The sequence below is a fragment of the Lysinibacillus sp. G1-3 genome (assembly GCF_056322905.1).
In genome coordinates this window covers 36,467-62,773 of record NZ_JBWHYQ010000018.1, presented here as the reverse complement: position 1 = coordinate 62,773, position 26,307 = coordinate 36,467, and the positions used below count along the sequence as shown (strand labels likewise).

The window sequence follows — 26,307 nt, the reverse complement described above, 5'->3', positions numbered from 1 at the left end:
TGACTCTGATATTGTAAAGTCATCTTTTATATCGGCATAGTTAGTGTTATTGCTTGTCTAGTTCATTGATTTTTTCATATATACGTCGTTTGCGATAGAGCATAATTCCTGCTTCAGCTACATCTTGAATCATTCCTTTATTTGCATAGGCTCCGAAAATCATCCCAGCTACCGGAATCATTTGAAACAGCTTTTTCCAGCCGAATTGATCGCGATACGTAAAAAATACTTCCTGCCAACCTTGCAGTTGTGAAATCATATCCTCTGCGACACGATCCGTCGTATGCATAGAAGAAAGCTCTTTCAATATAGCTTCTTTGCCGACAATATCAGCAGAGGAGAATTGGAGACATTTAACGATAAAAATTCGTTCCATTTTATCGTTTGGATTATAGCCGTGAATGATCGCAATCTCCTGCAATGTTTTTAAAGCCATTCCTAAAATAAAAGGAATGTCTATAGCTAGTGTAAAGATACCACCAAAGCCGGTAGAAGCACCTTGTACTGTTGCTAACTTTACGCGTTCATTTTGAAGTTTGTCACTTAGAGCAATCATATCCTCCAAAGGAATTTGTCCTATATCAGATATGGCAAAAATTTTATGAAACGAAGAATTGTTGCGTATTTTCTGCAGCATAGCCTGTTCATTAATTAAGTATTGCCCACCTGATTGAATATAGCTCCCTAATTCATCAACTAGTAATGCTATCTTATTTTGGAGAAAGGCAGGTGTCATCTTATCTAAGATTTTAAACGGAATGCGACCTAATTTCTCCCAAAACCACAAATCTTTTTGATCTTTCTCCCACGCTTGAACTTCTTGCAAATGCTTTTCTAATTGCTCGAGATTCTCCATTTTGTCTTTTCCCCTTATATGTGCATTTAGTATAAATACGAAAAGGTTTTTAAAAAGGTTTCGATTGTTTTTATAAATCTTGAAATTAAGCTGATGTAGATGATTGCCAAACTGTTGCAAGTAACGCTATACCTTCTTGGATTTGCTCAAGGGTAAGCCCACCATAGCCTATAATGACCATAGCATGTTCAGAGTTGTGCTGATAGGAGGTTGAACATGGGTAAACTTGGATACCTTTCTTTTGCACAAGCCTAATCGCCTCTTGTTCAGAAAGTCTTTTTGGTAACTTCATAACGATGTGTAGTCCTGATTTTTCACCAATTACTTCGAATTCATTCGAAAAATGGGTGTTAATAGCTGCTAGTAAAGTCTGTTGCTTTTTACGATACACAGTGCGCATTTTGGCTAAATGCTTATCGAATAAACCTTGAGCAATAAAATCGGCTAACACAAGCTGATCTATTTTGGAAACAACAGATTTTTGTTCTTGATTAAAATGAGTAAAAGCTTCGACTAACGATTTAGGCAAAATCATGTAACTCATGCGCAGCGATGGGATAAGAGTTTTGGAAAATGTTCCGAAATAAATTACGCGTTGAAGTTGATCCATTTTTGCTAAAGAGGGGATAGGGAGCCCCTTATAACGAAATTCTGAATCATAGTCATCTTCAATAATATATGCTTTTTCAGTAGTAGCCCATTGCAGAAGTGCTGCACGCCGTTCAACAGGCATAACCATGCCTAATGGAAACTGGTGTGCGGGTGTTGTGTATAACATGTGAATTGATTTTTTCGGTATAGTAACTCCTGAGTTATCAACAGGAATGGCATGAGTTGTTAGTCCACATTGTTGTAATGTTGCATGTACTCTTTTAAAGCCAGGATCCTCTAAGCCTACTTGTGCTTTTGGGCCAAAAAAGTGACATAGAGCTTGAAGCTGATTTTGTGTACCACTATAAATAAACACTTGTGATGCCTCACAAGTAACCCCTCTGGATCGTTCAACATAACGAGCGATTTCCGTCCGCAATATTACTTCTCCTTGCCAAGGACTTGTCGTTAAATTATCCACATTGAAGTGCTTTTTCAACAGCTTATGCCAGCTGGAGAATGGAAAAGCTCCCTTATCCACATGTCCGTTATTAAAATCAAATTTTATAGTATATGTAGCTGATGCTTTAGCTGTGGATATGTGATGTTTTTGCTGCTGTTCCCATTCAAATTCAAAGGGTGCTATAAAATAGCCAGAGCGTTCCTTACTATAGATATAGCCTTCAGCTAGTAATTGCTCATAAGCTTCTTTAATTGTATGGACACTAACGTCAAGCGTTATTGCAAGAGTCCGTTTAGAAGGTAATTGCTCATCGGCCATCAGTTTTTTGCTTAAAATTGCTTGTTTTATTTCTTCGTAAATTTGCACGTACTTCGGTGAATCTCCAGTAAAAGAGATCGATAAATCCAAAATGTTGCACCTCCTGGTATGGTGTATTTTTTGAAAATTGGTTCTATCTATCATATCAAAATTATCGTTAAATATTGAAAAGGAGTGAAGAAAATGAATTTTATAGCACTAGAAAATGAGGTTGTATTGCTTAAGCCGTTAGAACATGAGGATATTCAAGGGTTATTAGAGGCTGCAAGTTACCCAGAGATTTGGTCACATATGTCCACAACTATAGAAAAAATGGACGATGTGAATAAATTTGTGGATAATGCATTACTAACAAAACGAGAAAAAACCGAGTTCCCATTCGTAATTGTGGATAAAAAATCTGAACAAATCATCGGTTCGACTCGATTTATGGACATTGATGATACGCATAAACGGCTTGAAATAGGAACTACATGGATTTCACCTGCTTTTTGGCGTACGGCTATTAATACGAATTGCAAATATTTATTATTACAATACTGCTTTGAGCTATTAAATCTACAGCGTGTACAAATTAAAACTGATCATGAAAATGTGCGTTCACAAAGGGCAATTGAGCGTCTAGGAGCAACAAAAGAGGGGATCTTACGTAATCATATGGTGCGTAAGGATGGCACAACTCGTCATACTGTGATGTACAGCATTACGCTACAAGAGTGGCCACTAGTGAAAAAGCATTTGCAGCAGTTGCTAAATGACGCTACCGAGAAATTTGGATAAAGAAATTATTATACTAAAAAAAGAATGGTCATTAGTCGACCATTCTTTTTTTATAAATATATCCTACTACAATCCAAGTTACTATTGACCATGCGATGATAGTAGCTATTGGAATAATGACATCCATTGTTGTGTATGTGCCTTCTAGAGCTTCACCTAATACTACCAATTGGGAACTTGGTAACCATTCAGCAATCTTGAAAATCGGACTAGCAGAAGGTAGAGCTAGTGCAAGAGGACCACATGAGAAAATTAGGATAACAGGTAGTATAATAAGAGATCCTTCCATAATCGTTTTGGCGAATAATCCACATAATGTTCCCATTGCAATATAGAACACAGTTGAAACTATTAAAGCGATAGCTAAGATGAAAAGGTTAGCTGGGTTATAGCCAACAATGAAAATAGTCAATGCTACGATTACTATCGTAATAATAAAGACAAACAAGCTTTTACCAATTAAAATATCGCCAAGTGAAGCAGGGGAAAGCATCAAACTGCGAAGCGTATTTTTTTCTTTTTCTTCAGCAATTAGACAACATTGTACATAGGTAGTCACCATAGAAAATGCAATATTAATTGAAAGGAAATAGGTTGCGATAGTAGCTGAGCCCGTTTTACTATATAAAAATGCCAAAATAAGTGGCATAAATACCATAATGGATACCGCATAGTTACGTGAAAATTCCTTATAATCCTTCATTAAAATAGCTTGAATACGTGTCATTGAAAGGTTCATACTAAATCACTCCCTGTTATTTGCATAAAAATATTACCTAGTGTCGGCTCGTTTGTATAAATGCGAGAAACTTCGTTAGATTGCATCCAATGAAACAGCTTTTCTGCATCCTGCTTTCCATTTTGAATGACTTCGCTAGCGCCATTTTTTAGTTCAACTGTAATAGACTCATCACCAAACTCTTTTTTCAAATCTTTTGGCGAACCAATTGCTCTAATTTTACCTTTATGTAAGAAGGCGACACGATCACAAAGTATCTCTGCTTCACTCATATCATGTGTTGTTAAAAATATTGTTGTACCCATCTCGTTTAATTTACGCAAGCCGTTATAAATATGCTGTGTATTAACGGGATCGAGTGCAGAAGTTGGTTCATCTAAAAATAATAGTTCTGGTTTATGCATGATGGCACGTGCTAGCGTAACACGTTGCATCATTCCTTTAGAAAGCTGACTAATTTTCTTTTTACGATCACCGTATAGGTTAACAAAATCCAAAGCATCTTTGACGGCTGATTTAGGTAATTGATATAAATTACTGAATAGTAATAAATTCTCCTCGATTGAAAGTCGTGTATATAGTCCGCTATTATCTGTTAAAATACCAAAGCGTTTACGATTGTTACTTTGTTTCATCTCATTTGCTGGGCGGCCAAACAATAAAACGTCGCCATCAGTTTTTTCAGTTTGTGCTGTTAATATTTTTATAGTAGTTGTTTTTCCAGAACCACTAGGTCCAAGAAAGCCAAATATTTCTCCTTTTTGAATGGTAAATGAAACATCCTGTAATGCTGTTTCCTTATTAAATGTTTTTTTCAAATGCTGAACATCGATTACTGCGTTCATTTGAAAACCTCCCTGTGTTGTTGTTGATGTCTCAACTATAAGGGACAATGAAGATAACAACATTAAATTACAGGTGAAAGGCAGTGAAATGACCATTAGTGGTGAAATTTTTCAGCTGACAGGAGTCGTTTATTTCCTGGGAAATCTACTATATTCCGAGTATTTCCTTTAAATCTGCGAGTTTGTTTTTCGACAAAGGTACTACGGTCTTTTCAGTGCTATTCAAAGCTAAGCTGTAGCTATTGCGAGTCCACGTAATGATTTCCCGTACCTTTTGTAAGTTAACGATATAAGAGCGATGACTTCTAAAGAAGCCGAACGGTGTCAATTTTTGTTCAAGCTCATTTAATGATAATGTGCATGGATAGGCTTCACCTGTAACATACAGTGAAACAACACCCTCAACACTTTCGATATAATCGATTTCAGGAGGATTAAATAAAATAATCTTATCGTTCTTCTTTGTAGGGATTTTATCAAGTCGAATCGGTGTACTTTCAAGAGAGGGAGAAGCTGGTTCTGTCTCATCTTCTTTCACATCTAATGCATGTAAACCGATTGAATCCAGTCTATGTATTTCTGTACTCGAAGCGATTAAATCCTCGAAATTGTTAGATAGTAAAATGATTGTTTTATTTTGCTTTTGAAGGACATCCAATAACTGAATGGCTTTTTGTTTGGAAAACTCATCCAGATTCTGAAAAGGTTCTTCTAAAACTTGTATCGGTGCCTGATTAAGATATGTATGCAGTAATTTTAAGCGTTGCTTTTCGCTATTTGAAAGCTTGCTAATCTTCATCCTTTTTTGCTCCATTAAAGCGAACAATGCTAATACATCCTCCATCTTTTCAGAAGAAGCATTGAAAAGCTTTAAGCAAAAGTTGATGTATTCTCGAACCGTCAATCGCTCATACAAGGCATTTTCACGAAAATGTGTATATGTATTACTTTGCTTCGCAAACCACTGGATTAATGTATGTATTTTCGACACATCCGTATAGATGCCAATAATAATACCAGGCTGCATAGATAGGTGAAAGTTTGGATAAATTACATTTCCTCCTTCTATATAAGGGTCAATAATTATGCTTTCATTTTGGTCCATCGTGTAGTCCTCCTTGATGTTTAATTTCAAAAAATTGTGAGATTTCAGCCTGTGCCTGTAGATAACTTTTATAACAGTAGTTTGGATTATTGCAGTCCATAAAACCATGCAGACCTAGATATTGACTCGTATGAACAAGTGGTAATGTTTCGAGTGTTTCTTTTAATTCATGGACATTAAAACTTTTCTCATCTCTTGGAAAAATGACGAGTGTCGGGCAAGAGGGGATTACATCCAGGTATTGTCGAATGCGTGACCCATAAACGCAAACGATCCCTTGTAATGGCAATGTTGATAATCTCCAAGCTAATGTTGCACCCACGCTAAATCCGATTAACAGCACTTCGTCATAATATGATCTTGCCTCCAATACTTTTTCGGTTAATTGTTCGAGTGGAGCATCAAAGCCAATTTCATTTATGAAATAATCATAAGCCTGCTGTTCTTGTTCGTATGGGAATATTCTATTGTCTGAATATAAAGTAATGCACTCAATAGTAGTGTTGGCGTTACTGTATGCCTCAGCTTGCATTTTTATAAAATCATTGACTCCATAAATCTCATGTAATATAAATACTTTCCTTTTCATTTTGACCTCATTTTGTTTTTTCAAATAGTGTATCAAAAAGTAATCATATAGTATATTTTATAAAATTTTGGTATTTAATTTATTATATCGAAATAATTATTTAGTGATTGATAAAGTTGCCTTACATAAAAAGTGAAAAATCCACGCAGACTTTTGTGGCTATTGATTTGACCACAGAAACCGGGGTGGATTTTTTGTTAATAGAAGACTTTATTTTGAACCTTTAGACATAAAACCTTTCATTTCCATACTAAGCGTAGTAAGCTCATCAATAATTTCACTAAAGTCCTGAACTAGTTGTGTCTGTTCATTTGTGGCACCATTTATTTGAGTCATGTTTTGCTTTAAATTTTCAAGATTATGATTGATGCTTCGAAGTGAGGATTCAATGTTATCAGTAGCAGTAGTTGTTTCGGTAGAAAGCTTGCGAACTTCTTGTGCGACTATATTAAATCCGGCACCATGCTGACCTGCTCGTGCTGCCTCAATCGATGCATTTAATCCGAGTAAATTGGTTTGACGAGAAATATTTTTAATTAAATCGGTAATACCATTTGTTTTTTCAGCATCCTCTAAAGCAAATTGTGTTTGCTTATTAATTTCCTCGCTAGTTGCAGCTAGCTCCTCCGAATGAGAGGCAATTGTATGTACTTTATCCTGTAGGTTATGGATAATATCATTCATAGTAAGAATATATTTCTCCATTTGTAGCGAATGGTCAATAGGTACTCCAAAGGCTAGCGCGCCTACGATTCGTCCATTTTCACGAACGGGAAAAGAAAATGCGTTAAATTCCACACCATAAAATTCTTTTGGTACAGGTTCATCAGTGCTTTCTCCTTTAAGTGGAAGATGTAAAATTGCATCACCTGGGAGAATTTTTTGTCCAATTTTATAACCAGAATCTATCCGTTTCCCAGGTAAATAAGCAATAATACTCTCACTCTCTTTATCTACTAATCCAATCATGGACTCGCCCTTCATAGCTAAATGAATGTAGGGCAATGACGCTGATAATGCTTCAATAATATTCATAATAACCTCCTCAGTATATGTAAGCCCTATTAATTGAGCCCCATAATTTTGTCCTTCTAAAAACGTAATTTTTTGGAAAGTAATACTTCTCTAATTGTATGAAAAAAGGAAGAGAATAAAAAGACTATCTTAATACCATTATCCTTTTAAATTGTACGAAATTAAGGTTTTATATGTTTCATTTATTTAAATAAGTTTTGGATTTTGCGTAGTGCTCTTTGCAAAACGAGGGTTTGATTTCCGTTCCTCTATCGCTGATCCCCAAGGAGTCGCCCAGCCGTAACGAAGATCAACCACTTCGCCAAGCGTATATCTCCGGTATGACATTCTAATTTATAGTAATAAAACTATATGTTTTTTGCGAAAGCAGGGGTACGCTCGCGTCACTGTTAAAAGTCTATTTGTTCAAATATCCGTGATAAGCCATAGCGTTCATTTTTAAAACGCATAAAATTGATAAATCTTTCGCAAAGCTTAACATAGCTTTCTCTTTTTTGGACAACCTAAACTAGAAATAATAGCATGAGGTGATGATCATGAAAATAGAAAGGTCGTCCGAATGGGAAGAAGGCTTTATCAATAAACTAAATCATCTTGAAAAGTGGGATAGCTGGACATTGTACAAGATGAATTATGACATTGTGAAAATGAAGTTAATTACTGATTTCACAGGTTTACAGGCGACAAAGTATTTACCGAATTTAAAGCCACTTACACACCAGTTGGAAGCGGCAGAAACAGTCATTGAACGTATGAATGGAAAGGCGATTCTAGCTGATGAGGTAGGTCTTGGTAAAACAATTGAAGCAGGTTTAATTTTAAAGGAATATCTGATTCGAGGACTCGTTAAAAGAGCGTTAATATTAGCTCCAGCATCTCTTATTAATCAGTGGATTGAAGAATTAAATAGTAAATTCCACATTCCAGCAATAGCTTATAAAAAAAATGTGTCGATTGAGCGCTATGATGTCCTTATTATGAGTATGGATACAGCGAAGAAGAGTCCTCACAAAGAGCGCATTTATGAGCAGAATTACGACATGATTATTATCGATGAGGCGCATAAACTAAAAAATCATAAAACCCAAATTTATGAATTTGTACAAGGCTTAAAGAAAAAGTTTTGTTTATTATTAACGGCAACACCGATTCAAAACGATGTTTTTGAATTATTTTATCTTATTTCTTTACTTAAGCCTGGTCATCTTGGCAATTATGATACATTTCAATCTGCATTTTCGGCAAGTAAGCATGATTTAGAGCATAACGATTATTTAAAGGAATTAGTGAATCAGGTGATGGTGAGGAATAGGAGGGAGGACACGGGCATTGAGTGGACTAATCGCCGTGTTCAAATTGTCCCTATTCGATTTACGAAGGAAGAAGAGGAAGTTTATAATCTGCTCGGAACGCTTCAAAATACAGGCTCTTTTTCAATGATTACATTGCAGAAGGAAATGTGTAGTAGTAAAGAGGCAACAGCCTTGACGTTATCTAAAATGCTTGAAGACAATGCACAATCACAAGAAATTGAAGATATACTAGCAAAATTAATGGCATTAGAAGTGAATTCAAAGGCGAAAAAGACACTCGAAATAGTCGAACAGGCCAAGGATAAAGTGATTATTTTTACAGAGTATAGAGCTACTCAAATTTATTTGCAATGGTATTTACATTCTAACGGTATTACAAGTGTTCTGTTCAACGGTAAATATAATAAAAGCAAACGTGATTATATGAAGCATCTTTTTAAGGAAAGGGCGCAGGTTCTAATCGCAACAGAGGCAGGCGGTGAGGGGATTAACCTTCAATTTTGTCATCATGTCATTAACTATGATTTGCCCTGGAACCCTATGAAGCTAGAGCAACGGATTGGTCGTGTGCATCGCTTAGGGCAAGAGCATGATGTTCATATTTATAATCTCGCTATAGCCAATACAATTGAAGAGAATATACTGGCATTACTTCATACGAAAATTGATGTTTTCGAAAAGGTAGTAGGCGACTTAGATGCGATTCTATCTAACTTTAAAGAATCTGTATAGTGTAAGGGAGAAGGACTATGTATCCACAGCAAGTTCATAGTTATTTACGAGAATTTTTTAATGAAAATGATTGCCCTATTTTAAGGGAAGATCAGCATTATCTCACGGTACAATTAACTGTTGATATTGATAAAAGAATAATGAATCGCCCTTTTTATTGGCAATACGTAGAAGCTACAAATACGGAGGCAAATCCAGCCCAAGTAACTTTCATTACAGATCAAACGGCATCAGCTGGGAGCCTTTATGGCGAAGCTATTCATTTCGGTTCTCCGAGAATGAACCAGCTTTTTCAAGCAACGAGGGAGCTAGGAGCTTATGTTCAGCTTTTTGAGAAGGTGGATACCGCAATAGGGCAAGTTATCCTTACGCCATGGTTAGGTGTTAATTTTAAAGTGTCGTATTGCTGCGACCAAACGAAAGAAATGCTTTATTCATTTGGTATAAACTTGCTAACTGGGGTCATAAAAGAGGATTTTCAAGAAACGATATGTACATCCGATTTTGACACTGTTCCAGCAGATAATGCTTTTCATGTACAATTTATTATAAAGCCCCTTAGAGCACTTGAAAGATTAAATGCTACTATTGAAAAAATCATTGAACAAGATGATCATTCATGGGCTACTGAAGCCAAAAACCGATGGCAACGTGATCAGCGAGTACTCGATTATTTTTATGAAGAGGAAGATGACAAACCCGAATGCTATGATGTTGAAAAGAAGGCGTTAGAGGAACAATACGATACAAAAATTAAAATAGAAATTATTAATGGTGGAATATTTTATCTTTATTAAACGAGGAGCTGTCCTATTAGGAGGGACAGCTCCTTGTCATTTAATCTTCTTCAAAAATACTTTGTAGTTGCGCCAATTTATTATCCGATACGAAAAATATAAACATTTCTTAAAAAATGTAGACATCTCTACTGTGACACAACTTATATCTTCCGACTTTCGTATTTGTGTCTTCCTTATTCTCTGAGTCTGGTTTCGCAAAAAGCTACTGCCATTTAGTATGACTCTCCAAAGGCTTAAATTCCGCAGTATCGTTGCGTACACATCTAAGGCTTAGTTTCAGTTAAATTCCTTAGATTGAGTAATTTGCTAAGTTGATGCTTGCATTCAAATCTCTATCCAGTTTTAATCCGCAAGAGCAGATAAATAATCTGTCTTTCAGTCTCAAATCGAATTTGATTTGTCCACAACTAGAACAAGTTCTGGATGATGGATACCACATCTCGCAGTCCCCGCAGACTTCCAAAACAAAACCTCTTGTTCTTTAGTTAGCTTTAGTCTTATCTTTGTCGCCATTATCATTGTTTTTCACCTTGACTTGATGTACTGACTCGACAATAGCCAATGACCAACTTTTGTTTAGCAAATTTCCCAATGGACATTCATTCCATGCGTACCACCTCTCTTTCACTAGGATAAAATCACATTACCCTATTTAGAGAGGTTGTTAACATTTTTATAGTTGTATATGTCTTTCTTGTTCACATGAAGGCGCAACCCTTCATGCAGTCTTTCTCTCACGAGTAGACCTCTTATGCTTTCACATAAGCGCAGACTATATCTTCATCTTATCCTCTGATAAGAGCCACATTTTTCTTCCGCCATTCGCTTGCGGTTTTACTCTCCCTCAAGGAGATAGTCGTTGAACGTCTTCCTTGTCTCATGAGAGATTTAGGAGTTTCGCTGCTAAACATCCATTTCCAAAGCACTTAGCGCCACCGTTTTCCGTTGTCACGATGATCCTTTACGGACACTGAGTAATTTTTTTCAGCTTATGCCATCCTTGTTGTTTTTTCTGCTTTCGCACCGTTACGTCTGCCGTTTCCAGCTCCGCGTTGGTCACAAGGCTTTAGGAGTTAAAAGCAATTAACGTGGAGTTCGCACCAATCGCTTGATACGAAGGGTATTCTGTTATAAATCTATGCTTCTATACAGGTTTGTATAGGCTTGTAAAAGTTTGTTGTAACAGTTTAATTACCCAAAATAAATCAAAATACTGTAGCCAATCTTCAATTTCTTTAAGTTTTTCGGCATGTAATGTGTACACTTTTTCTCGTCCCTTTTTCTGAGAAGAGACTAGCTCAGCTTGTTCTAAAATTTTTAAATGCTTTACGACAGCAGTTCGGCTAATAGAAAAATTCTCAGAAATAAGTGAGATCGGTTTATCACTTGAGGCAAGTAGCTGTAGGACATGACGTCTTGTTGGATCAGCAATTGCTTGAAAAACATCATACTTTACAGCAAGTGGTGTCATTGTGATTCCACAACTTCTTTTAATTTTTTGCCGATAAGCATTGTCCAGCCACCATCCATTGTTGTACGAATAGCTTCAGCAGGCATGTTAGCTTTAGGAATGATATGTGAAGCTTCTTTCCAGCCACCATGGGTTAATGTAAATTCTGTTTGCTCACCAATTTCCTTCAGTTCAAAAGTGACAAACCATCCATCTGTATCCCACGCAAAACGAACAAAATGAGGAGCATCTACTTGTTCTACTCGACATGGTGAAGGACCAAACGGTGATTGTATTGTAAATTCATGCCCTTCAACTGGCTTGAAATTGTTTGGCATAAGCCAAGAAGCAATCTTTTCAGCGTCTGTTACTGTTTCCCATACTTTTTCAATCGGTGCATTGAGTGTAACTGTTTTAACGATATTCTCTAGTTTTTCTGTCATTTAAAATGAACTCCTTTATAAAAAAATATAACCATAAGGTGTTATGAATATATAACACCTTATGGTTGCATGTCAATTATAATTACTTTGGATAAATTTTCTCATTACGTCTTTTGATGTAATTGTACATATGTTAAAATTATTTTTATAATTTTCTGATTAAAAGGGAGGGTATTTAAGTGGTGAACATGTCTGTCTTTTTATTAATGTGTATTTTATTAATTATTTTGCCTGGTCCAGATACGGCGATTGCAACAAAAAATACACTTACCGTAAGTAGAAAAGGGGGCTTACAGACTTTAATCGGTTCGTGCTGTGGATTATTGATTCATACATTTGCAGCGGTTATTGGACTTTCCGCGATTGTTGTAAAGTCAGCATATGTATTTGCCATTTTAAAATACGTCGGAGCGGTCTATTTATGTTATTTAGGAATCAAAACTTTATGGGCATTACGAACAATACGTTCGCAGCCTCCTGTAGTGCAAGATGAGACCCAAATTGATCATAAATATTCGCAGCAATCATGCTTTAAGCAAGGCTTTTTAACGAACGTAACAAACCCAAAGGTGGCTGTATTTTTTCTCACATTTTTACCTCAGTTTGTAGATGGTAAGAGTGGTACATTTATACCGTTTCTTATTATGGGACTAATTTATACTGCATTAACAGGATTTTGGTTTGTGTTTTATGTTTACTTATTAGATAAAATTAGCGCATTTATGAAAAAGCCAAGGACGAAAGCTGTAATCGAAGGATTGACAGGTGCAGTATTAATTGGCTTTGGCATTAAATTGGCATTAGAAAAAGCCCATTAAGGGCTTTTTTTGCGGCTAAATTTTTGGGGAAATTTATTTTAGTAGTAGGGATCACTTTTCTAAAAATAAAAACTTCACGGATAAATATTCCGTGAAGTACTTTATATCCAACTAGAAGAACAGGAAGCCAATGCTAATAATAATGCCGGTGAAGATTAAAATGAATAAACAGAAGCCCATTATATCTCTAGCCTTTAAGCCAGCAATGGCAAGGGCTGGTAGTGCCCAGAACGGCTGAATCATATTTGTCCAAGCGTCACCCCACGCGATTGCCATGGCAGTTTTAGCATAGTCAGCACCTAAAGTGGTTGCAGCATCTAGCATAATAGGAGCTTGTACCGCCCATTGTCCACCGCCTGATGGTATAAAGAAGTTAACAAGTCCTGCAGAGTAAAATGTAAACAAATAGAAAGTATGTTCATTGGAAATATTGACAAACCATTCTGAGAATACAGCAGCTAAACCAGAAGCGGTCATCATACCCATAATCCCTGCATAAAACGGAAATTGAAAAACGATGCCTGTTGTTGTTTTAATAGCATCCTGTGCAGCAGCTAGGAAACGCTGTGGTGTTCCGTGAAAAATGATCCCCAACACAATAAAAATCGTATTGATCACATTTAAATCTAGAACAAAGCCTTTCGTCATAAAATGATGTACTAAAAATACGAGTCCAATAATAGCGATTAAAATTGTTAAAATATAACTTCTTTCAGAACGGCTAGCAAAGTTATTTTCAGGTTTAGGCAACTTTGTTTTTTCCTCTACTAATAAAGTAGGGTCAACCTCGACCGAGTCTTCTTCTTTTGGCATCATCCAACGATTAAAGAATGGTAATGTGAAGACAATCACAATGACTATAAACAAGTTATACGTTGAAAATAATGTAATATTTGTTGGGATAATCCCCATAATATCCGCAAACTTATGACCTTCAGTTGCGATGGATAACGGAATTGAGCCAGCTAATCCACCATGCCAAATAACAAAGCCAGAATAGGCACTAGCAATTAATAAACGATAATCTACTTTTTTAACATGACGAGCAATTTCCTTTGCAAATAGGGCGCCAATGACAAGTCCGAATCCCCAGTTAATCCAGCAAGCGATTAGCGATACAAATGTAACAATAATAATGGCCATACCGGGTGTTTTTATTTTACTTGCAATGGCTGCTAATCCTTTTTTAAAAACAGGACTATTCGCTAAAATATGGCCTGCAGCTAAGACAATCACCATTTGCATTGTAAATTCTAGTAAACTCCAAAAACTACCTCCCCAATATGTCACCATATCGAGCGGAGAAGCATCTGTTAATGCAACCCCTAATAATAACGTTAATACTGTTAGTATAGTGACAAAAATATATGGATCAGGTAAATATTTTTCCATGATAGCATTTGAAATTCTTGTTAACGTTTTCATGTTTGAAATCCCCTTTCCTTTTCTACCATCCCTTATGGCTAATTGTACATAGGGAAATGAATAAAGAAAGATAAAATAGGAATCAAGAACGATAAAACGAACGTAATGTAGAAATAAACGAATGATTACTGTCGCGGAATAAACTGTGATTTAAATCATAACAAAGCCTTATGGCTATTGTGTTTAGTCCACATGTTTTTAAGAAGAAGGATAAGTAGAAAATGAGGAGAATCTATTACTACATAGGGAGTTTTGGAATATTTTTTATAACAAATTAGAATAAATAGGGGGTATCTATATGGAGTTGCGAGATTTAAAAGCTTTTATGACCGTTGTTGAACATAGGAGTTTTTCAAAGGCAGCTAATGAATGCTTTATATCACAGCCTTCATTAAGCAAAAGCATTAAAAAGTTGGAGAATGCTCTTCATGTAGAGTTGTTAAACCGATCTACACGTAATATAGAATTAACAGACGCTGGTAGTATTGTTTATAAACAAGGACAAAAAATAATACGTTCAGTACACGATTTACATATATTATTGGATGATTTATCGAACATCAAAACAGGTACGATTAAATTAGGAATTCCGCCGCTAATCGGCACACTATTTTTCCCTGAAATTGCTCGAAAGTTTCATAAGCAATATCCTAAGGTGCATTTAGAGCTTGTGGAACGGGGAGCTAAAATGATCGGAACGTTAGTAGAGAATGGTGATGTTGATATGGGAATTGTCGTTATACCTACAGATGAAAGGAAATTTTCTGTCCAATCATTTGTGGAAGACAAATTTTTTGTCTTTATCAATGAGTCCCATCCTCTAGCTCAGCAAGAACATATTCGATTACAAGATTTAAAAAATGAAACATTCATTATCTTTACAGAGGAATTCACATTACATGATTATGTTATTAAATCATGTAAAAGTGTAGGGTTTACACCAATAATCGGCTATAAAAGCTCACAGTGGGATTTAATAGTGGAGCTAGTATCCTCGAACTTAGGAGTGACACTTTTACCATATTCAATTGCCGCAAAGCAGACGAACAGAAATGTCAAAATTGTTCCGTTACTTAACTTTGACATGCCATGGCGTTTAGGCGTTATTACGAAGAAAAATACTTATCAATCCTTTGCATTAAAGCAACTACTCCATACAATACGTTCTGAAAATTGATTTATGCACTTTTAGAATAAATAGTATTCTAATTTATTCCTTTACTTATAAAATGATAGTAAGGTAGAATTTTTCTTAATAAACGAGAAATTTTAGGGGGTTTCGATATGGGGAAGGGGAAAGTGTGGAATTCGTTTGAGGAGGCCATCGTCGATATTAAAGATGGAGATACGTTAGCAGTAGGGGGCTTCGGGCTATGTGGAATCCCTGAAAAATCTATTGCATCGCTAGTCCAAAAGGGAACAAAGGACTTAACGGTCATAAGCAATAACTGCGGTGTGGATGATTGGGGTTTAGGTCTTTTATTAGCAAATAAACAAATCAAAAAAATGATCGCATCCTATGTAGGTGAAAATAAAATTTTTGAGCAGCAATTTTTAAGCGGGGAGCTTGAAGTAGAATTGACACCACAAGGTACGTTAGCGGAGCGCATGCGAGCTGGCGGAGCTGGGATTCCGGGTTTTTACACAGCTACTGGAGTCGGAACACCAATCGCTGAGGGGAAAGAAGTAAAGGTTTTTGATGGCAAGGAATATATTTTAGAAAAAGGTATTGTCGCAGACTTTGCACTAGTCAAAGCATGGAAGGCGGACAAGCTTGGCAATTTAGTTTTCAAAAAAACATCACGTAACTTCAATCCACTAGCTGCAATGGCAGGAAAAATTACGATTGCAGAAGTAGAAGAAATTGTTGAAGTTGGAGAGCTAGATCCAGATCATATTCATACACCTGGTGTGTTCGTGCAGCGAGTTTTACTAGGTGGCAATTATGAGAAGCGTATTGAGCGTTTGACGGTGAAAAAGGGGGATGCGTAAATGGCTGATACAAGACAAAGAATAGTAAATAGAGCAGTAAAAGAAATACAAAATGGCATGAACGTCAATTTAGGTATTGGTATTCCAACGCTAGTAGCCAATGCAATTCCATCTGATTATGACGTCCTTTTACAATCAGAAAACGGGCTTCTTGGCATTGGTCCATATCCAGCAGAAGACGTGGTCGATCCTGATTTAATTAATGCAGGTAAAGAAACGGTCACTGCAGTTCCAGGTGCCTCCTTCTTCGACAGTGCCGAATCATTTGCCATGATTCGTGGAGGCCATATCGATCTGGCTATTTTAGGTGGCATGGAAGTATCTGAAACGGGGGACCTCGCGAACTGGATGATTCCGGGAAAAATGGTGAAAGGTATGGGAGGCGCTATGGACCTTGTAGTCGGGGCGAAAAGAGTAGTCGTCGTGATGGAGCATGTCAATAAAAACGGTGAGTCAAAAATAAAAAAACGATGTGAGCTACCGTTAACCGGAAAAGGCGTTGTGCATAGATTAATTACAGATTTGGCTGTTTTCGATTTTACAGATGAAGGGATGCAGCTTATAGAACTAGCAGAAGGTGTCGCGTTAGAGGAAGTAAAAGAGAAGACCGCTGCTTCTTTTAGTGTTGCCTTAACTTCTTTCAGCAAATGTCTCCCACCTCTATAGATGGTGAGATGAATACGGATTTAAGCTATTTTTCGGTAGATGTCCAAACACCCGCTGAAAGAAGTTAAAGTCTCTGGCAGATGTCACGGAATCGGAAAGGAGTGCTTAGGGGATGTTAGCCTAAGATCATCGCATCCATGCGATAACGGCGAACTGACCTGCATCGTGCAGGCCTAAGCACAAAGCCGATTCCAGACGCAATTATACCAAGGCATAATTGATCATCATAAATTAAATGAAACCAGTTCTTTGATAGAGCTGGTTATTTTTTTTATTAGGAGTAACAATAAATGGATATACATGAGCTGAAGTGCGATATTATAAAGCGATTTAGAGATAGGTCTATAAAAGAGAGACCGTTCATTGTTGCGATTGATGGATTAGGTGGTGCAGGCAAGTCCACTGTAGCTAACAAACTGGCGGAGGAGCTACAATCGATTTGTGCTGTAGAATTAATCCATATCGATAATTACATCGTAGAAAGCAGTAAACGTTATGATACTGGCCATGCAGAATGGTATGAATACTATTATTTACAATGGGATGTTGAATTGATTAGAAATAGTATGTTGTTACCTTTGCATAAAAACAAGTTACAATTCCAACTCCCATTTTATAATCAATCATCAGATACCGTTAACGATAGAAAAATAAAATTAAAAACGAATAGTATTCTTGTGATCGAGGGAGTATTCCTTTTAAGACATGAATGGAAGAACTTTTATGATTATCGTTTATTTCTAGACATCCCTCGAACAGTTCGAGAGGAAAGGGTGTTACAACGGGATACCTATATTGGCGATTTTCAAGAACGACTAAATAAGTACCAAAGAAGATATTGGTCAGCTGAGGAATATTATTTAGAAAAAGAAAATCCATTAGCAGCTGCAGATAAAATTTGTGATTCGTTAAAGTAGAATTTTCGCTTCGCGGGTATTTACATGGATTTCGCGGGTATTTTGCCTTCAAGCGCGGTATTTCTGAAGAGCATAAACGTTGATTGTGATTTTTCAGACTATTGGCTGTTCTCTAGCTTTATTTTGCTATTATACAATGATGGAAAAGGAGAAAATTAACTATGAGACAACAATGGTCAGATGAATTACAGGTGGCACAGGTACGCGTAGCTAGACCGACTGATAAAATAAAGGAAATTGAAAAATTTTATTGCGAAGGCGTAGGGTTAGAAAAAATAGGCTCTTTTTCAGGACATCGAGGCTACACTGGCATCATGATTGGTCTTCCGAATGCCAGCTATCATTTAGAATTTATAGAGCATATTGAAGGAAGTCCTTGCCCAGCACCAACAAAGGATAATTTGCTCGTACTATATATTCCAAAGCGTGCAACCATACAGCGTATTGCCGAACGCTTATTGCAAATGGGCTATCCTGAGGTGGAGCCAGTAAATACATATTGGGCTGAAAAAGGCGTCACAATTGAAGATCCCGATGGCTGGCGACTAGTATTAATGAACACAGAGGGGATTTAAATTCTTTTCAGCAAATGTTTTAAGTACCGAAAGCAAAGCGACAGGTACAAATGTTTTAAGTACCGAAAGCAAAGCGGCAGGTAAAAATTTTCTATCTTTTATACCCCGAGTGGTATTAAAGTGCCGCCTTTAATAGGGAAGGAAAGAAAAGGCGTTTGATAGGAAATTTATTACAAAAATCTTTAGTTGAAGCAATTAAAAAGATACCCCTTTGTGTATACGCAAGGGGGTATCTTGTCATTGAAATGCTCTATTGTCCTAAAGAAGCCTCTTGATGATAATGAGTAGCAGTAGATTCAATATCTAGCTGGGTATAGTTTGCCCAATTAGTCTTTTTAAAATCTTCCTCACTGAAGTAAATATTTAACAGTTCATTCATAGATTTGTTCCCATTTGGTTCTGTTAACGGAGCAGACCAACTAATAGATGGAGTTTTAACACTAGGTAGCTTAGACAGCTCTGCAAATATTTTAGTGGAATCCTTTAGCATTTGATTTTTCATACCTTTTTTTACATCAGTATCCTGTATAGAGATTGATACGGTGCCATTCTTTTCTTCCACAGTGAATTTATTTTTAACGATAGCTCCTACTATATCTTCAACTGAAGTATTTTTATCTTTATCGACAGCAACTTCCTTTGGAGCAGTATTTTTCCCGCAAGCTGATAATAAAAGTGTGGCTAGTAAAAATAAATAAAATAACTTTTTCAATGTAATAACCTCCCTTGTTACTACCATATATGCGCAAAATGGAGAGGAATTATACAAAAAGAAGATAGCTTTTTTCAAGATTAACATGGAGTTACATCCTCGTTTTAAGTGCGGTTCACGCTAAAGGTCAGAAAAAACAATTGGAGGTATTCAAAAATGAGCTTTTCAGAGTTTAAAAACTGTCTTTTGACAATAAGTGAAATCATTTATTTTGATCACAATGAGTATCTTCGTGAAAAAACTTCTAATCCGTTTAGATTAAAAGAAATGATAGACATTGCTGAAAATTTACTTGTAAATACAAAGAGTGAAGATGAGAAATATTTTCTAATGGGAACGCTGGGGAATTTATATAGAATTTACGGAGAACCACAAAAAGCCATTAATATTTTATCGGAATGCATTATAATTGCCTGCGACCAGAACGATAGCAATCGAGAAATCGTGTCATTAATACGCCTAGGGGAGGCAATTAAATATAATGGTAATCCAATGGAAGCATTAGAAATCTTCAACGATGTTTTAGATAAATGTAAGGCAAACAATAATTTTTTATATGTGGACTTTGCCATGCAACATAGAGGAAAGTGTTTGTTAGAATTAGGAGAAATTGCAGAGGCAGAAAAATGCTTTAAAGAAACATTAAAGTTAAGAGAATTTAAAGGTGATGTATCACTTATTAAATCTACCCGACAAGCATTGAATTTTATAAAAAAATGAACAACTAAGTATCTGCCGTAAAAAATCACATATTTTTATAAAATAAATTGAAGGATTTATGAGTGATAATTTATCTTCATAAGTTCATTTAAATCAGTATAATTTGCATTAATTTTACAAAACCTTGTAGTAAGCGGAGACCATCAGACATGATGGTCTTTTTTTATAAAGCAATCGTGTAAGCGTATACACTTTTCGTAGAGTTTTTTTCTTTTAACTATTGAATTGCTACTAAAAACAATGGTATAGTGAAGTTATTTGTCTGACGTCTAACTACATACTTTCAGTTTTACATTTATGGCTGTTATTTAAGTGTCAATAACGGAGCATAATGAGCAAAAAAATGTCTTTGTAGTTTCGGATATCTAAATCCTAAAAATTATCAATATTGGAGGAACTCATGAATTACTTAATATCCATTTGTGGATTGCTACTTGTTTTTGTTTTAGCTCTGTTAATGAGTAAAAACAGAAAAGAAATAAAATATAAAAACATAATTATTATGTTGATCATCCAATTTTTATTTGCAGCATTACTGTTAAATACAAAGTTTGGTTATGTTCTAATTAAAGGATTTACAAAAGTATTTGATCAATTATTGTCTTACGCAAGTACGGGCATAACTTTTGTTTTTGGTGGTTTAGCAAATGAAGGGGAGTATTCATTCTTCTTAAATGTGTTATTACCAATTGTATTTATATCTGCATTGATAGGGATCTTACAGCATTTTAAAATTCTTCCTTTCTTCATGAAATGGATAGGTTTACTTTTAAGTAAAGTAAATGGCATGGGGAAATTGGAATCATATAATGCTGTTGCGTCTGCAATGGTAGGTCAATCTGAAGTATTCATTACTGTAAAAAAGCAATTAGATAAAATTAATCCACAGCGTATGTATACATTATGCGCATCGGCAATGTCGACCGTTTCTATGTCTGTTGTTGGTGCATATATGACGATGATTGAACCGAAATATGTTGTAACGGCAATCGTATTGAACTTGTTTGGCGGATTTATTATTGTTTCAATTATTAACCCGTATACAGTAGAAGAAAGCGAAGATATTTTAAAAATTGAAAATGAGCATAAGCAAACTTTCTTCCAAATGCTTGGAGAATATATCATGGATGGCTTTAAAGTAGCTATCATTGTTGGAGCTATGTTAATCGGTTTCGTAGCATTAATGGATTTAATCAATTCACTATTTGATATGATTTTAGGTATATCCTTCCAAGATATTTTAGGTTATATCTTTGCACCAATTGCTTTCCTAATGGGTGTACCTTGGGCGGAGGCTATTACTGCCGGAGGAATTATGGCGACTAAATTAGTAACGAATGAATTTGTTGCAATGACAAGCCTTGGAGAAGCAGCGAAGTCTATGAGTGCACATACAGTAGGTATTATTTCAGTCTTCCTTGTATCCTTTGCAAACTTTGCATCTATCGGTATTATTGCTGGAGCGGTAAAAGGTTTGAACGTAAGACAAGGGGATATAGTTGCTCGTTTTGGTTTAAAGTTGTTGTATGGAGCAACACTCGTTAGTATTTTAACGGCTACAATTGTAGGTTTCGTAATTTAATAAAAGTTGAACTGCCCTCCAATAGATAGACACATCTATAGGGGGCATTTTTTTTATGATTAAAATGCGTGGTTATTGCAATCGTGGATGGCTAAATAGGTCCAACAACATGAGGTATTTTAACTTCAGCCATATAAAAAAGCCACTTTAAAGTGACTTAGAAAACTACAAAGACCACCGTTGTTAAGATCCTCTGTTTGTTGAAGTATTAGTGGCACCTTTTCGAGCAAAATGAATAAAAATGAGTAGTATTAGTTGGAATAGTACAACGAATAAAAATACAATACCCAAAATAATGAAAGCTATCATTTTAAGTTCAGGAGTTTGAACTACCCCTGCAAAATCAACCGTTCTTACTCCAATAAATATTGCTCCAGCAGCAAAAATGAATAGCCATACAATATTTAGGGCCCACCATATTTTCATACCCAAAATAATTTCTCCTTTCTATTCATGAGTCGCACAAGAACGAAAATCAATGAGGATTCTAAAATCAAGACGCTGTTTAATAAAAGTTATCCCAGATTTTTGTTGATAAACCTTAATGCTCCGATTGATATTTTGCCTTTATTGTTTAATTGTAACACTTTTCCTTTTTAGTTAGAAACAAACTTTAGGCGGTGCTTTCTCTCAGCCCTAAGACTGATTCCCTTACAATTCAAAAAAGAAATGACTAATTAATTGAACAAAAAAGATAACCAATATCAGCTCATGTTAATAAAAAAATATCACCCTCCAATAATGGAAGGTGATTTGTTTGATCTAAAGCCATTCGAGAGTGTTCAAAAACCTAATATTTAATCTATACTGGACATGGATTATTGGATAGGTTGTTAAACGAGTCCTTAGCATATGTTTTCAGCGTTTTGTTGGTAGGAACCCTATTTATGCTTAATTACTCTATTGGTAAAGCATGATCAGGCTCTTTTCCAAACCACACATGTGCATAGTCTCCATTAATCCCTACACCCATTACTGTTAACGTGGACCAACTTCCAGCACCGATAATGACATTGTTATGTCCCGTAGAATTTTTCCACAAGTCAAGCGCACGTGAAGGACTTATACCCATGCCACCTCTAGCTGAAATTTCGTAGCCATTTCCATTGTAAGACGTTAATTCGCGCGGTTTATCCCACATTTGTTTGGCATATTGGTGGTCGCCTGTATAACAAACTGGTGACCAAGAACCATTGGCAGACCAACTATGTAAATTACAATCAATTCCCCGCTGATCCACCCCTTGTGATGGAGAATAATTATTAGAATCGATTACATGCGCCCTCGCTACTGTAGTTAGTGACCTTGAAATTGTGAATGGATTCAGCCCTAATGATTCTCGGTATTCATTGATTAATGTTGCCAATTCTTTTTCTTCATCTGTTAAATAATCTAAATCTATTATGTATGGCTTTTCGGTGATTATTAGCTCTTCAACAGCTTCCTTCTCTTCAGTAGCATTTTCATATTTATGCGCGCGTGCTAAAAATGCTGAAAAATGACCTCTAGTTAAATTGTTCGAAGGTCTAAATGTCCCGTCCTCATAGCCATTCGTAATTCCCGCTGCAACTAGTTGTTGGACCGCTTCATATGCTGTGCTATTTTTAGGAACATCTTTAAAAGTTTGTTTGCCACTTGGTAAATTAAAGGCACGTGCGATGAAAGTAGCCATATGACCACGTGTAACTTTTACGTTTGGCTTAAATGTGCCATCATCATAGCCCTTAATAATTCCTTGTTCAACTGCAGACTGGATATAACCACTATTTGGACTATGTTCAGGGACATCGTTGAAATTTGTAGGTCTTTGAGTACCGCTAAGTCCGACTGCTTTTGCTATCATAACCGCAACTTCCTCACGCGTTACAATATCATTCACGCCATATGTTTTCGTAGGCGCTACGATTCCCTTCTCTAACAAATACATTATCTCCTCATAGTTACTATGCTTCTCAGAAACATCACTAAATTGAGTCAAAGCCGCATGAACGTTTCCTATAGGCATTATTACAAATGCCAACAATAACGTAGTAATAAAAGTAATTAATCTCATATAATTCCTCCTCCTATCCTTTAATACTAACAGAAGGTTATTTAATTTTACATTTCATTCTTAAGATTCCAATTACAAAGGCTACTCAATTTGAGGGCTTTTTTGCTTTTTCAGGGTTGGTTTTAAATTTTGCGCACGATAGAAAATCGCATAAAAAAATCACCCTCCAATAATGAAGGGTGATTCGTTCAAAAGCCTTGTGGCCGTATGATTAAAAATTAAAAAGCCGCGTATGCCGTAGTTATTATAGAAAGTTTTAAACCACCACTCCTCAAAGTGGGTGTTCGCAGAAGCTTTCCTGCTTATCCTCATGCACCATGGTGTGAGGCCCGTCATTCCAACTCCAATAATAAAACTCCCTTTTACAGCTTAAAGGTTAAAACTTAATATTGTACGAACAATGCAGCCTTTAAGGATATAATAAGGCATGTTAAACAAACTTGCAAGTAAGATGGTTTGTACAAAAAAGTCAATGGGTGAGTGTCCCAATTCAAACGTTTTCAAAATGATATATCTCCAAAAACATAAAACCGATTCATACTTTATTCACAAATGCGAACGAAAAATACGAACACCCTTTACTTAGTAGGGCGGAGTATGTAAGATAAAGGGGCATATATAGGGATTACCTAGAAAAAAGTATAGGGAGGAAGCAGAAATGGCAGCTTATCCAAATTGTCCGAAATGTAATTCTGGATACACATATGAGGATGGAACGAACTTTGTATGTCCAGAATGCGCACATGAGTGGAGCACTGATGGGACGGAGCAGGAGGCAGATACGCTAATCGTAAAGGATGCTAATGGCAATCTACTTGCGGACGGCGATTCTGTTACAGTTATTAAGGATTTAAAGGTTAAGGGTAGTTCTTCAACATTAAAAATTGGGACAAAGGTGAAAAGCATTCGTCTCGTTGAAGGCGATCACAATATTGATTGTAAAATCGATGGCTTTGGTGCAATGAAATTAAAGTCAGAGTTCGTAAAAAAAGCATAATTACTGAAAAAAGAGTCGTGAAATGAAGCGTTCCAACTTAATGTTGGAAGGATATTCTAAATCGACTCTTTTTTATTTTTATTCAGTAAGTGTCTAAATATCAATTGTGTGGGCACAATTCAAAATCCAGACGCAATTACAACAAGGTAAAATTAATTTTAATAAAAATTAGTAATTACTGTAACATTTAGGAAAGATATACGTTTTACTTGGGAATAAACGAAATGAGGGGAGAGGGCATGGACAGACAGCGGAAAAACGAGCTAGAGCAACTTTATGAGAAATACGCGAAATCGTTATATTATTTTCTGCTGAAGATGTCTGGATCAGTACATATAGCGGAAGATTTAGTTCAAGAAACATTTGTGCGAGCCACGGTATCGTTGTCGTTTTATAAAGAAGAGGATGTGAGAGCATGGTTATTCAAAGTAGCACGGAACACGTACCTAGATGAATGGCGCAAGCAAAAGAGAAGAAGGACAATTCCGTTCGCACACTTATTTTGGAAAGATGAAATGCTAAGTCCATATGGGTTACCAGAAGAGGATTTTTTAACGCAAGAAGTGGCACAAGATGTACAGGCGTTACTGAAATTTTTGCCAGAAAATTACCGAACGATTTTATATTTACGTGAATATGAACAATTCACCTACTTAGAATTGCAGGAGGCACTAGAGCTTTCTGAGGGGCAGGTGAAAATACTTTTGCATCGTGCCCGCAAAAGGTTAGAAGAAATAGTAAAAAAGAATGGAGGTTTTCAACATGACTGAATGGTCGCAGGAGAATGAAAAAAAGATTTTAAGAAAATATCGTTTTGCGTTAACATTTCGAGTACTACGTATATTGCTAATATGCCTCATTATTTATGCTCTCTATATAGCAGGGGTGTCCATTGTTTTTGAAAAAACGCGTCCTGATCTTAAGCATGCTTATAATTCTTTAATAGTACTTGAATGGCAACATCCAAATATTAAAGGTCAATATTCTATGGATTTGCCTGCAGAAATAACACCATTACTAACACAAAAAATAAGTTATTCACTTGAGAAACAGGTAGGAAAGGAAAAAGTAGTAGTTGGTGAAATGCGTGTTGAAAAATCAATGTTAAATTCTAATTCATCTATGAGTATGAACTTATCGTCGACAGATACTTCACAACAATTTAATTTTAATTTACCAGAAGATCCTGTGACGGGAAAAGCAACCTCATCTCAACTTAACAACAATGTATGGAAGGCGTTGGATAAGTTGCCTGAGGGAGCTGTAGCGGAAATGGCATTTTCGACTTTAACATTTAAAGAGCCTAAAGAATTGGAAAAAATGCTTGCTCCGTACGGTGTCCGAATCGTTTGGATGCCATTATATACAGGTGAGTTTAAATCCTTTGAGCCAACTTCTTATGACCGCAGTAGTGGCACAATTACAATTTATGATAGATTCGGGCTATCAGGTGGCTTAACAGTTAGTGATGATTATTCACATATATCTGAAGCACAGGACTATACAAGTTTGAGGGATAGCCAGCGTTGGATGCTGAAAAATATGGAAAAGCTTTTAACTGAAAAGGAAAGCTATTATGAAGGATTTCTAGGTTTAAGTCATTTACAAGAACGCTATGATTATATAAAAAAGAATGGATTTCAAGCTTATGGCGCTGTTGTAACAGGGCCGACAAAGCAACTATGGATGCTTCGAGATTTAGAAGGTATTTCTAATGTAATGCTAGGGGATGTTGAACTTATGAACGGGTATAATTGGTGATGAAAGAAGTTGTCTCAAATACTTGAGACA

The 26,307-nt window shown here is 36.1% G+C and carries 29 protein-coding genes and 1 other RNA gene; 14 read left to right on the top strand and 16 right to left on the bottom strand.

The genetic code is table 11. The annotated features are described in order from the left end of the window. Nucleotides 1–46: 46 nt before the first annotated feature. Nucleotides 47–856: an EcsC family protein gene (locus tag ACVYAD_RS18925; protein WP_476427472.1), complete on the bottom strand. Its 810-nt coding sequence runs from the start codon at nucleotides 854–856 to the stop codon at nucleotides 47–49. A gap of 85 nt (nucleotides 857–941) precedes the next feature. Further along, nucleotides 942–2,318, bottom strand: coding sequence for a MocR-like pyridoxine biosynthesis transcription factor PdxR (gene pdxR, locus ACVYAD_RS18920; RefSeq protein WP_476427471.1), 1,377 nt, complete (start codon nucleotides 2,316–2,318; stop codon nucleotides 942–944). A 93-nt stretch (nucleotides 2,319–2,411) separates the two neighbouring features. Here pdxR and ACVYAD_RS18915 point away from each other — a divergent pair, with 93 nt between their 5' ends. Next, on the top strand, nucleotides 2,412–3,008 hold the full coding sequence (locus tag ACVYAD_RS18915; RefSeq protein ID WP_476427470.1) for a GNAT family N-acetyltransferase: 597 nt from the start codon (nucleotides 2,412–2,414) through the stop codon (nucleotides 3,006–3,008). Between the two features lie 31 nt (nucleotides 3,009–3,039). Here ACVYAD_RS18915 and ACVYAD_RS18910 read toward each other — a convergent pair whose 3' ends face one another. The 5 genes from ACVYAD_RS18910 to ACVYAD_RS18890 all read right to left on the bottom strand — a co-directional run bounded on the left by ACVYAD_RS18910 (nucleotide 3,040) and on the right by ACVYAD_RS18890 (nucleotide 7,321). Continuing rightward, complete coding sequence (locus ACVYAD_RS18910; RefSeq protein WP_476427469.1) at nucleotides 3,040–3,747, bottom strand: ABC transporter permease; 708 nt, start codon at nucleotides 3,745–3,747, stop codon at nucleotides 3,040–3,042. Then, a complete protein-coding gene (locus ACVYAD_RS18905; RefSeq protein ID WP_349661586.1) occupies nucleotides 3,744–4,592 on the bottom strand; it encodes an ABC transporter ATP-binding protein in 849 nt (282 codons plus the stop codon). The genes ACVYAD_RS18910 and ACVYAD_RS18905 overlap by 4 nt, the downstream gene beginning before the upstream one ends. A 148-nt stretch (nucleotides 4,593–4,740) precedes the next feature. After that, a complete protein-coding gene (locus ACVYAD_RS18900) occupies nucleotides 4,741–5,697 on the bottom strand; it encodes a LytTR family transcriptional regulator DNA-binding domain-containing protein (RefSeq protein ID WP_476427468.1) in 957 nt (318 codons plus the stop codon). Then, the gene (locus ACVYAD_RS18895; protein WP_349661584.1) at nucleotides 5,684–6,286 is read right to left on the bottom strand and encodes a dienelactone hydrolase family protein; all 603 of its coding nucleotides are present in this window, start codon (nucleotides 6,284–6,286) and stop codon (nucleotides 5,684–5,686) included. Before ACVYAD_RS18895 ends, ACVYAD_RS18900 begins: the two co-directional genes overlap by 14 nt. Before the next feature lie 210 nt (nucleotides 6,287–6,496). Beyond that, nucleotides 6,497–7,321 (bottom strand): methyl-accepting chemotaxis protein, encoded by an 825-nt coding sequence (locus ACVYAD_RS18890; protein WP_476427467.1) that lies wholly within the window; start codon nucleotides 7,319–7,321, stop codon nucleotides 6,497–6,499. Nucleotides 7,322–7,851: 530 nt separating this feature from the next. On the opposite strand from ACVYAD_RS18890, the gene ACVYAD_RS18885 reads away from it, so the two are divergent. Further along, complete coding sequence (locus tag ACVYAD_RS18885) at nucleotides 7,852–9,366, top strand: DEAD/DEAH box helicase (protein ID WP_476427466.1); 1,515 nt, start codon at nucleotides 7,852–7,854, stop codon at nucleotides 9,364–9,366. A 17-nt stretch (nucleotides 9,367–9,383) separates the two neighbouring features. Then, complete coding sequence (locus ACVYAD_RS18880) at nucleotides 9,384–10,163, top strand: YqhG family protein (protein ID WP_476427465.1); 780 nt, start codon at nucleotides 9,384–9,386, stop codon at nucleotides 10,161–10,163. 292 nt (nucleotides 10,164–10,455) lie between these two features. Here the strand turns inward: ACVYAD_RS18880 and ACVYAD_RS18875 are convergent, their stop codons facing one another. From ACVYAD_RS18875 to ACVYAD_RS18860, 4 genes are all read right to left on the bottom strand, one after another. Then, a complete protein-coding gene (locus ACVYAD_RS18875; RefSeq protein ID WP_476427464.1) occupies nucleotides 10,456–10,605 on the bottom strand; it encodes a zinc ribbon domain-containing protein in 150 nt (49 codons plus the stop codon). Further along, on the bottom strand, nucleotides 10,548–10,679 hold the full coding sequence (locus ACVYAD_RS18870; protein ID WP_476427513.1) for a helix-turn-helix domain-containing protein: 132 nt from the start codon (nucleotides 10,677–10,679) through the stop codon (nucleotides 10,548–10,550). The genes ACVYAD_RS18875 and ACVYAD_RS18870 overlap by 58 nt, the downstream gene beginning before the upstream one ends. 631 nt (nucleotides 10,680–11,310) lie before the next feature. Continuing rightward, a complete protein-coding gene (locus ACVYAD_RS18865; protein WP_349661837.1) occupies nucleotides 11,311–11,637 on the bottom strand; it encodes an ArsR/SmtB family transcription factor in 327 nt (108 codons plus the stop codon). Further along, nucleotides 11,634–12,059, bottom strand: coding sequence for an SRPBCC family protein (locus tag ACVYAD_RS18860; protein ID WP_079563037.1), 426 nt, complete (start codon nucleotides 12,057–12,059; stop codon nucleotides 11,634–11,636). The genes ACVYAD_RS18865 and ACVYAD_RS18860 overlap by 4 nt, the downstream gene beginning before the upstream one ends. 188 nt (nucleotides 12,060–12,247) lie before the next feature. On the opposite strand from ACVYAD_RS18860, the gene ACVYAD_RS18855 reads away from it, so the two are divergent. After that, nucleotides 12,248–12,877 carry a LysE family translocator gene (locus ACVYAD_RS18855; protein WP_349661841.1) on the top strand — a complete coding sequence of 210 codons (630 nt, stop codon included), beginning with the start codon at nucleotides 12,248–12,250 and terminating at the stop codon, nucleotides 12,875–12,877. Between the two features lie 111 nt (nucleotides 12,878–12,988). Here ACVYAD_RS18855 and ACVYAD_RS18850 read toward each other — a convergent pair whose 3' ends face one another. Beyond that, complete coding sequence (locus ACVYAD_RS18850; protein WP_476427463.1) at nucleotides 12,989–14,302, bottom strand: short-chain fatty acid transporter; 1,314 nt, start codon at nucleotides 14,300–14,302, stop codon at nucleotides 12,989–12,991. Between the two features lie 298 nt (nucleotides 14,303–14,600). Between ACVYAD_RS18850 and ACVYAD_RS18845 the strand changes: the two genes are divergently transcribed. The 5 genes from ACVYAD_RS18845 to ACVYAD_RS18825 all read left to right on the top strand — a co-directional run bounded on the left by ACVYAD_RS18845 (nucleotide 14,601) and on the right by ACVYAD_RS18825 (nucleotide 18,452). After that, the gene (locus ACVYAD_RS18845) at nucleotides 14,601–15,479 is read left to right on the top strand and encodes a LysR family transcriptional regulator (RefSeq protein ID WP_476427462.1); all 879 of its coding nucleotides are present in this window, start codon (nucleotides 14,601–14,603) and stop codon (nucleotides 15,477–15,479) included. Nucleotides 15,480–15,586: 107 nt separating this feature from the next. Beyond that, nucleotides 15,587–16,294, top strand: a complete 708-nt coding sequence (locus tag ACVYAD_RS18840) for a CoA transferase subunit A (protein WP_476427461.1) — start codon at nucleotides 15,587–15,589, stop codon at nucleotides 16,292–16,294. Beyond that, on the top strand, nucleotides 16,295–16,960 hold the full coding sequence (locus tag ACVYAD_RS18835) for a 3-oxoacid CoA-transferase subunit B (protein ID WP_476427460.1): 666 nt from the start codon (nucleotides 16,295–16,297) through the stop codon (nucleotides 16,958–16,960). Nucleotides 16,961–17,250: 290 nt separating this feature from the next. Next, nucleotides 17,251–17,877 (top strand): kinase, encoded by a 627-nt coding sequence (locus ACVYAD_RS18830; RefSeq protein ID WP_476427459.1) that lies wholly within the window; start codon nucleotides 17,251–17,253, stop codon nucleotides 17,875–17,877. A gap of 161 nt (nucleotides 17,878–18,038) precedes the next feature. Next, entirely contained in the window at nucleotides 18,039–18,452 is a 414-nt protein-coding gene (locus ACVYAD_RS18825) for a VOC family protein (RefSeq protein ID WP_476427458.1), read from the top strand. Between the two features lie 250 nt (nucleotides 18,453–18,702). Here the strand turns inward: ACVYAD_RS18825 and ACVYAD_RS18820 are convergent, their stop codons facing one another. Then, on the bottom strand, nucleotides 18,703–19,164 hold the full coding sequence (locus ACVYAD_RS18820) for a hypothetical protein (protein ID WP_349661830.1): 462 nt from the start codon (nucleotides 19,162–19,164) through the stop codon (nucleotides 18,703–18,705). Between the two features lie 156 nt (nucleotides 19,165–19,320). On the opposite strand from ACVYAD_RS18820, the gene ACVYAD_RS18815 reads away from it, so the two are divergent. Then, the gene (locus ACVYAD_RS18815) at nucleotides 19,321–19,884 is read left to right on the top strand and encodes a tetratricopeptide repeat protein (protein WP_476427457.1); all 564 of its coding nucleotides are present in this window, start codon (nucleotides 19,321–19,323) and stop codon (nucleotides 19,882–19,884) included. A 400-nt stretch (nucleotides 19,885–20,284) separates the two neighbouring features. Beyond that, on the top strand, nucleotides 20,285–21,466 hold the full coding sequence (locus tag ACVYAD_RS18810) for a NupC/NupG family nucleoside CNT transporter (protein ID WP_349661828.1): 1,182 nt from the start codon (nucleotides 20,285–20,287) through the stop codon (nucleotides 21,464–21,466). 183 nt (nucleotides 21,467–21,649) lie between these two features. On the opposite strand, the gene ACVYAD_RS18805 is transcribed toward ACVYAD_RS18810, so the two are convergent. The 3 genes from ACVYAD_RS18805 to ssrS all read right to left on the bottom strand — a co-directional run bounded on the left by ACVYAD_RS18805 (nucleotide 21,650) and on the right by ssrS (nucleotide 23,931). Further along, nucleotides 21,650–21,892: a DUF3923 family protein gene (locus tag ACVYAD_RS18805; protein ID WP_476427512.1), complete on the bottom strand. Its 243-nt coding sequence runs from the start codon at nucleotides 21,890–21,892 to the stop codon at nucleotides 21,650–21,652. Nucleotides 21,893–22,361: 469 nt separating this feature from the next. Further along, a complete protein-coding gene (locus ACVYAD_RS18800) occupies nucleotides 22,362–23,519 on the bottom strand; it encodes a CAP and S-layer homology domain-containing protein (RefSeq protein ID WP_349661826.1) in 1,158 nt (385 codons plus the stop codon). A gap of 219 nt (nucleotides 23,520–23,738) precedes the next feature. Beyond that, a non-coding RNA gene (ssrS, locus tag ACVYAD_RS18795) (6S RNA) lies at nucleotides 23,739–23,931 on the bottom strand. A gap of 246 nt (nucleotides 23,932–24,177) precedes the next feature. On the opposite strand from ssrS, the gene ACVYAD_RS18790 reads away from it, so the two are divergent. From ACVYAD_RS18790 to ACVYAD_RS18780, 3 genes are all read left to right on the top strand, one after another. After that, nucleotides 24,178–24,516: a zinc ribbon domain-containing protein YjdM gene (locus ACVYAD_RS18790; RefSeq protein WP_476427456.1), complete on the top strand. Its 339-nt coding sequence runs from the start codon at nucleotides 24,178–24,180 to the stop codon at nucleotides 24,514–24,516. A 239-nt stretch (nucleotides 24,517–24,755) separates the two neighbouring features. After that, complete coding sequence (locus tag ACVYAD_RS18785) at nucleotides 24,756–25,286, top strand: sigma-70 family RNA polymerase sigma factor (RefSeq protein ID WP_079563051.1); 531 nt, start codon at nucleotides 24,756–24,758, stop codon at nucleotides 25,284–25,286. After that, entirely contained in the window at nucleotides 25,279–26,277 is a 999-nt protein-coding gene (locus ACVYAD_RS18780) for an anti-sigma factor (protein WP_476427455.1), read from the top strand. Before ACVYAD_RS18785 ends, ACVYAD_RS18780 begins: the two co-directional genes overlap by 8 nt. Nucleotides 26,278–26,307 lie beyond the last annotated feature (30 nt).

What these genes read in the sequence shown, in the direction of transcription:
- ACVYAD_RS18800 (WP_349661826.1), bottom strand. Translation starts at nt 23,519, where the DNA reads ATGAGATTAATTACTTTTATTACTACGTTATTGTTGGCATTTGTAATA.
- ACVYAD_RS18895 (WP_349661584.1), bottom strand. Translation starts at nt 6,286, where the DNA reads ATGAAAAGGAAAGTATTTATATTACATGAGATTTATGGAGTCAATGAT.
- ACVYAD_RS18900 (WP_476427468.1), bottom strand. Translation starts at nt 5,697, where the DNA reads ATGGACCAAAATGAAAGCATAATTATTGACCCTTATATAGAAGGAGGA.
- ACVYAD_RS18875 (WP_476427464.1), bottom strand. Translation starts at nt 10,605, where the DNA reads ATGTGGTATCCATCATCCAGAACTTGTTCTAGTTGTGGACAAATCAAA.
- ACVYAD_RS18790 (WP_476427456.1), top strand. Translation starts at nt 24,178, where the DNA reads ATGGCAGCTTATCCAAATTGTCCGAAATGTAATTCTGGATACACATAT.
- ACVYAD_RS18880 (WP_476427465.1), top strand. Translation starts at nt 9,384, where the DNA reads ATGTATCCACAGCAAGTTCATAGTTATTTACGAGAATTTTTTAATGAA.
- ACVYAD_RS18810 (WP_349661828.1), top strand. Translation starts at nt 20,285, where the DNA reads ATGAATTACTTAATATCCATTTGTGGATTGCTACTTGTTTTTGTTTTA.
- ACVYAD_RS18835 (WP_476427460.1), top strand. Translation starts at nt 16,295, where the DNA reads ATGGCTGATACAAGACAAAGAATAGTAAATAGAGCAGTAAAAGAAATA.
- ACVYAD_RS18885 (WP_476427466.1), top strand. Translation starts at nt 7,852, where the DNA reads ATGATCATGAAAATAGAAAGGTCGTCCGAATGGGAAGAAGGCTTTATC.
- ACVYAD_RS18840 (WP_476427461.1), top strand. Translation starts at nt 15,587, where the DNA reads ATGGGGAAGGGGAAAGTGTGGAATTCGTTTGAGGAGGCCATCGTCGAT.
- ACVYAD_RS18830 (WP_476427459.1), top strand. Translation starts at nt 17,251, where the DNA reads ATGGATATACATGAGCTGAAGTGCGATATTATAAAGCGATTTAGAGAT.
- ACVYAD_RS18780 (WP_476427455.1), top strand. Translation starts at nt 25,279, where the DNA reads ATGACTGAATGGTCGCAGGAGAATGAAAAAAAGATTTTAAGAAAATAT.
- ACVYAD_RS18910 (WP_476427469.1), bottom strand. Translation starts at nt 3,747, where the DNA reads ATGAACCTTTCAATGACACGTATTCAAGCTATTTTAATGAAGGATTAT.
- ACVYAD_RS18890 (WP_476427467.1), bottom strand. Translation starts at nt 7,321, where the DNA reads ATGAATATTATTGAAGCATTATCAGCGTCATTGCCCTACATTCATTTA.
- ACVYAD_RS18925 (WP_476427472.1), bottom strand. Translation starts at nt 856, where the DNA reads ATGGAGAATCTCGAGCAATTAGAAAAGCATTTGCAAGAAGTTCAAGCG.
- ACVYAD_RS18845 (WP_476427462.1), top strand. Translation starts at nt 14,601, where the DNA reads ATGGAGTTGCGAGATTTAAAAGCTTTTATGACCGTTGTTGAACATAGG.
- ACVYAD_RS18865 (WP_349661837.1), bottom strand. Translation starts at nt 11,637, where the DNA reads ATGACACCACTTGCTGTAAAGTATGATGTTTTTCAAGCAATTGCTGAT.
- ACVYAD_RS18855 (WP_349661841.1), top strand. Translation starts at nt 12,248, where the DNA reads ATGTCTGTCTTTTTATTAATGTGTATTTTATTAATTATTTTGCCTGGT.
- ACVYAD_RS18915 (WP_476427470.1), top strand. Translation starts at nt 2,412, where the DNA reads ATGAATTTTATAGCACTAGAAAATGAGGTTGTATTGCTTAAGCCGTTA.
- ACVYAD_RS18785 (WP_079563051.1), top strand. Translation starts at nt 24,756, where the DNA reads ATGGACAGACAGCGGAAAAACGAGCTAGAGCAACTTTATGAGAAATAC.
- ACVYAD_RS18805 (WP_476427512.1), bottom strand. Translation starts at nt 21,892, where the DNA reads ATGAAAATATGGTGGGCCCTAAATATTGTATGGCTATTCATTTTTGCT.
- ACVYAD_RS18815 (WP_476427457.1), top strand. Translation starts at nt 19,321, where the DNA reads ATGAGCTTTTCAGAGTTTAAAAACTGTCTTTTGACAATAAGTGAAATC.
- ACVYAD_RS18870 (WP_476427513.1), bottom strand. Translation starts at nt 10,679, where the DNA reads ATGGCGACAAAGATAAGACTAAAGCTAACTAAAGAACAAGAGGTTTTG.
- ACVYAD_RS18860 (WP_079563037.1), bottom strand. Translation starts at nt 12,059, where the DNA reads ATGACAGAAAAACTAGAGAATATCGTTAAAACAGTTACACTCAATGCA.
- ACVYAD_RS18825 (WP_476427458.1), top strand. Translation starts at nt 18,039, where the DNA reads ATGAGACAACAATGGTCAGATGAATTACAGGTGGCACAGGTACGCGTA.
- ACVYAD_RS18850 (WP_476427463.1), bottom strand. Translation starts at nt 14,302, where the DNA reads ATGAAAACGTTAACAAGAATTTCAAATGCTATCATGGAAAAATATTTA.
- ACVYAD_RS18905 (WP_349661586.1), bottom strand. Translation starts at nt 4,592, where the DNA reads ATGAACGCAGTAATCGATGTTCAGCATTTGAAAAAAACATTTAATAAG.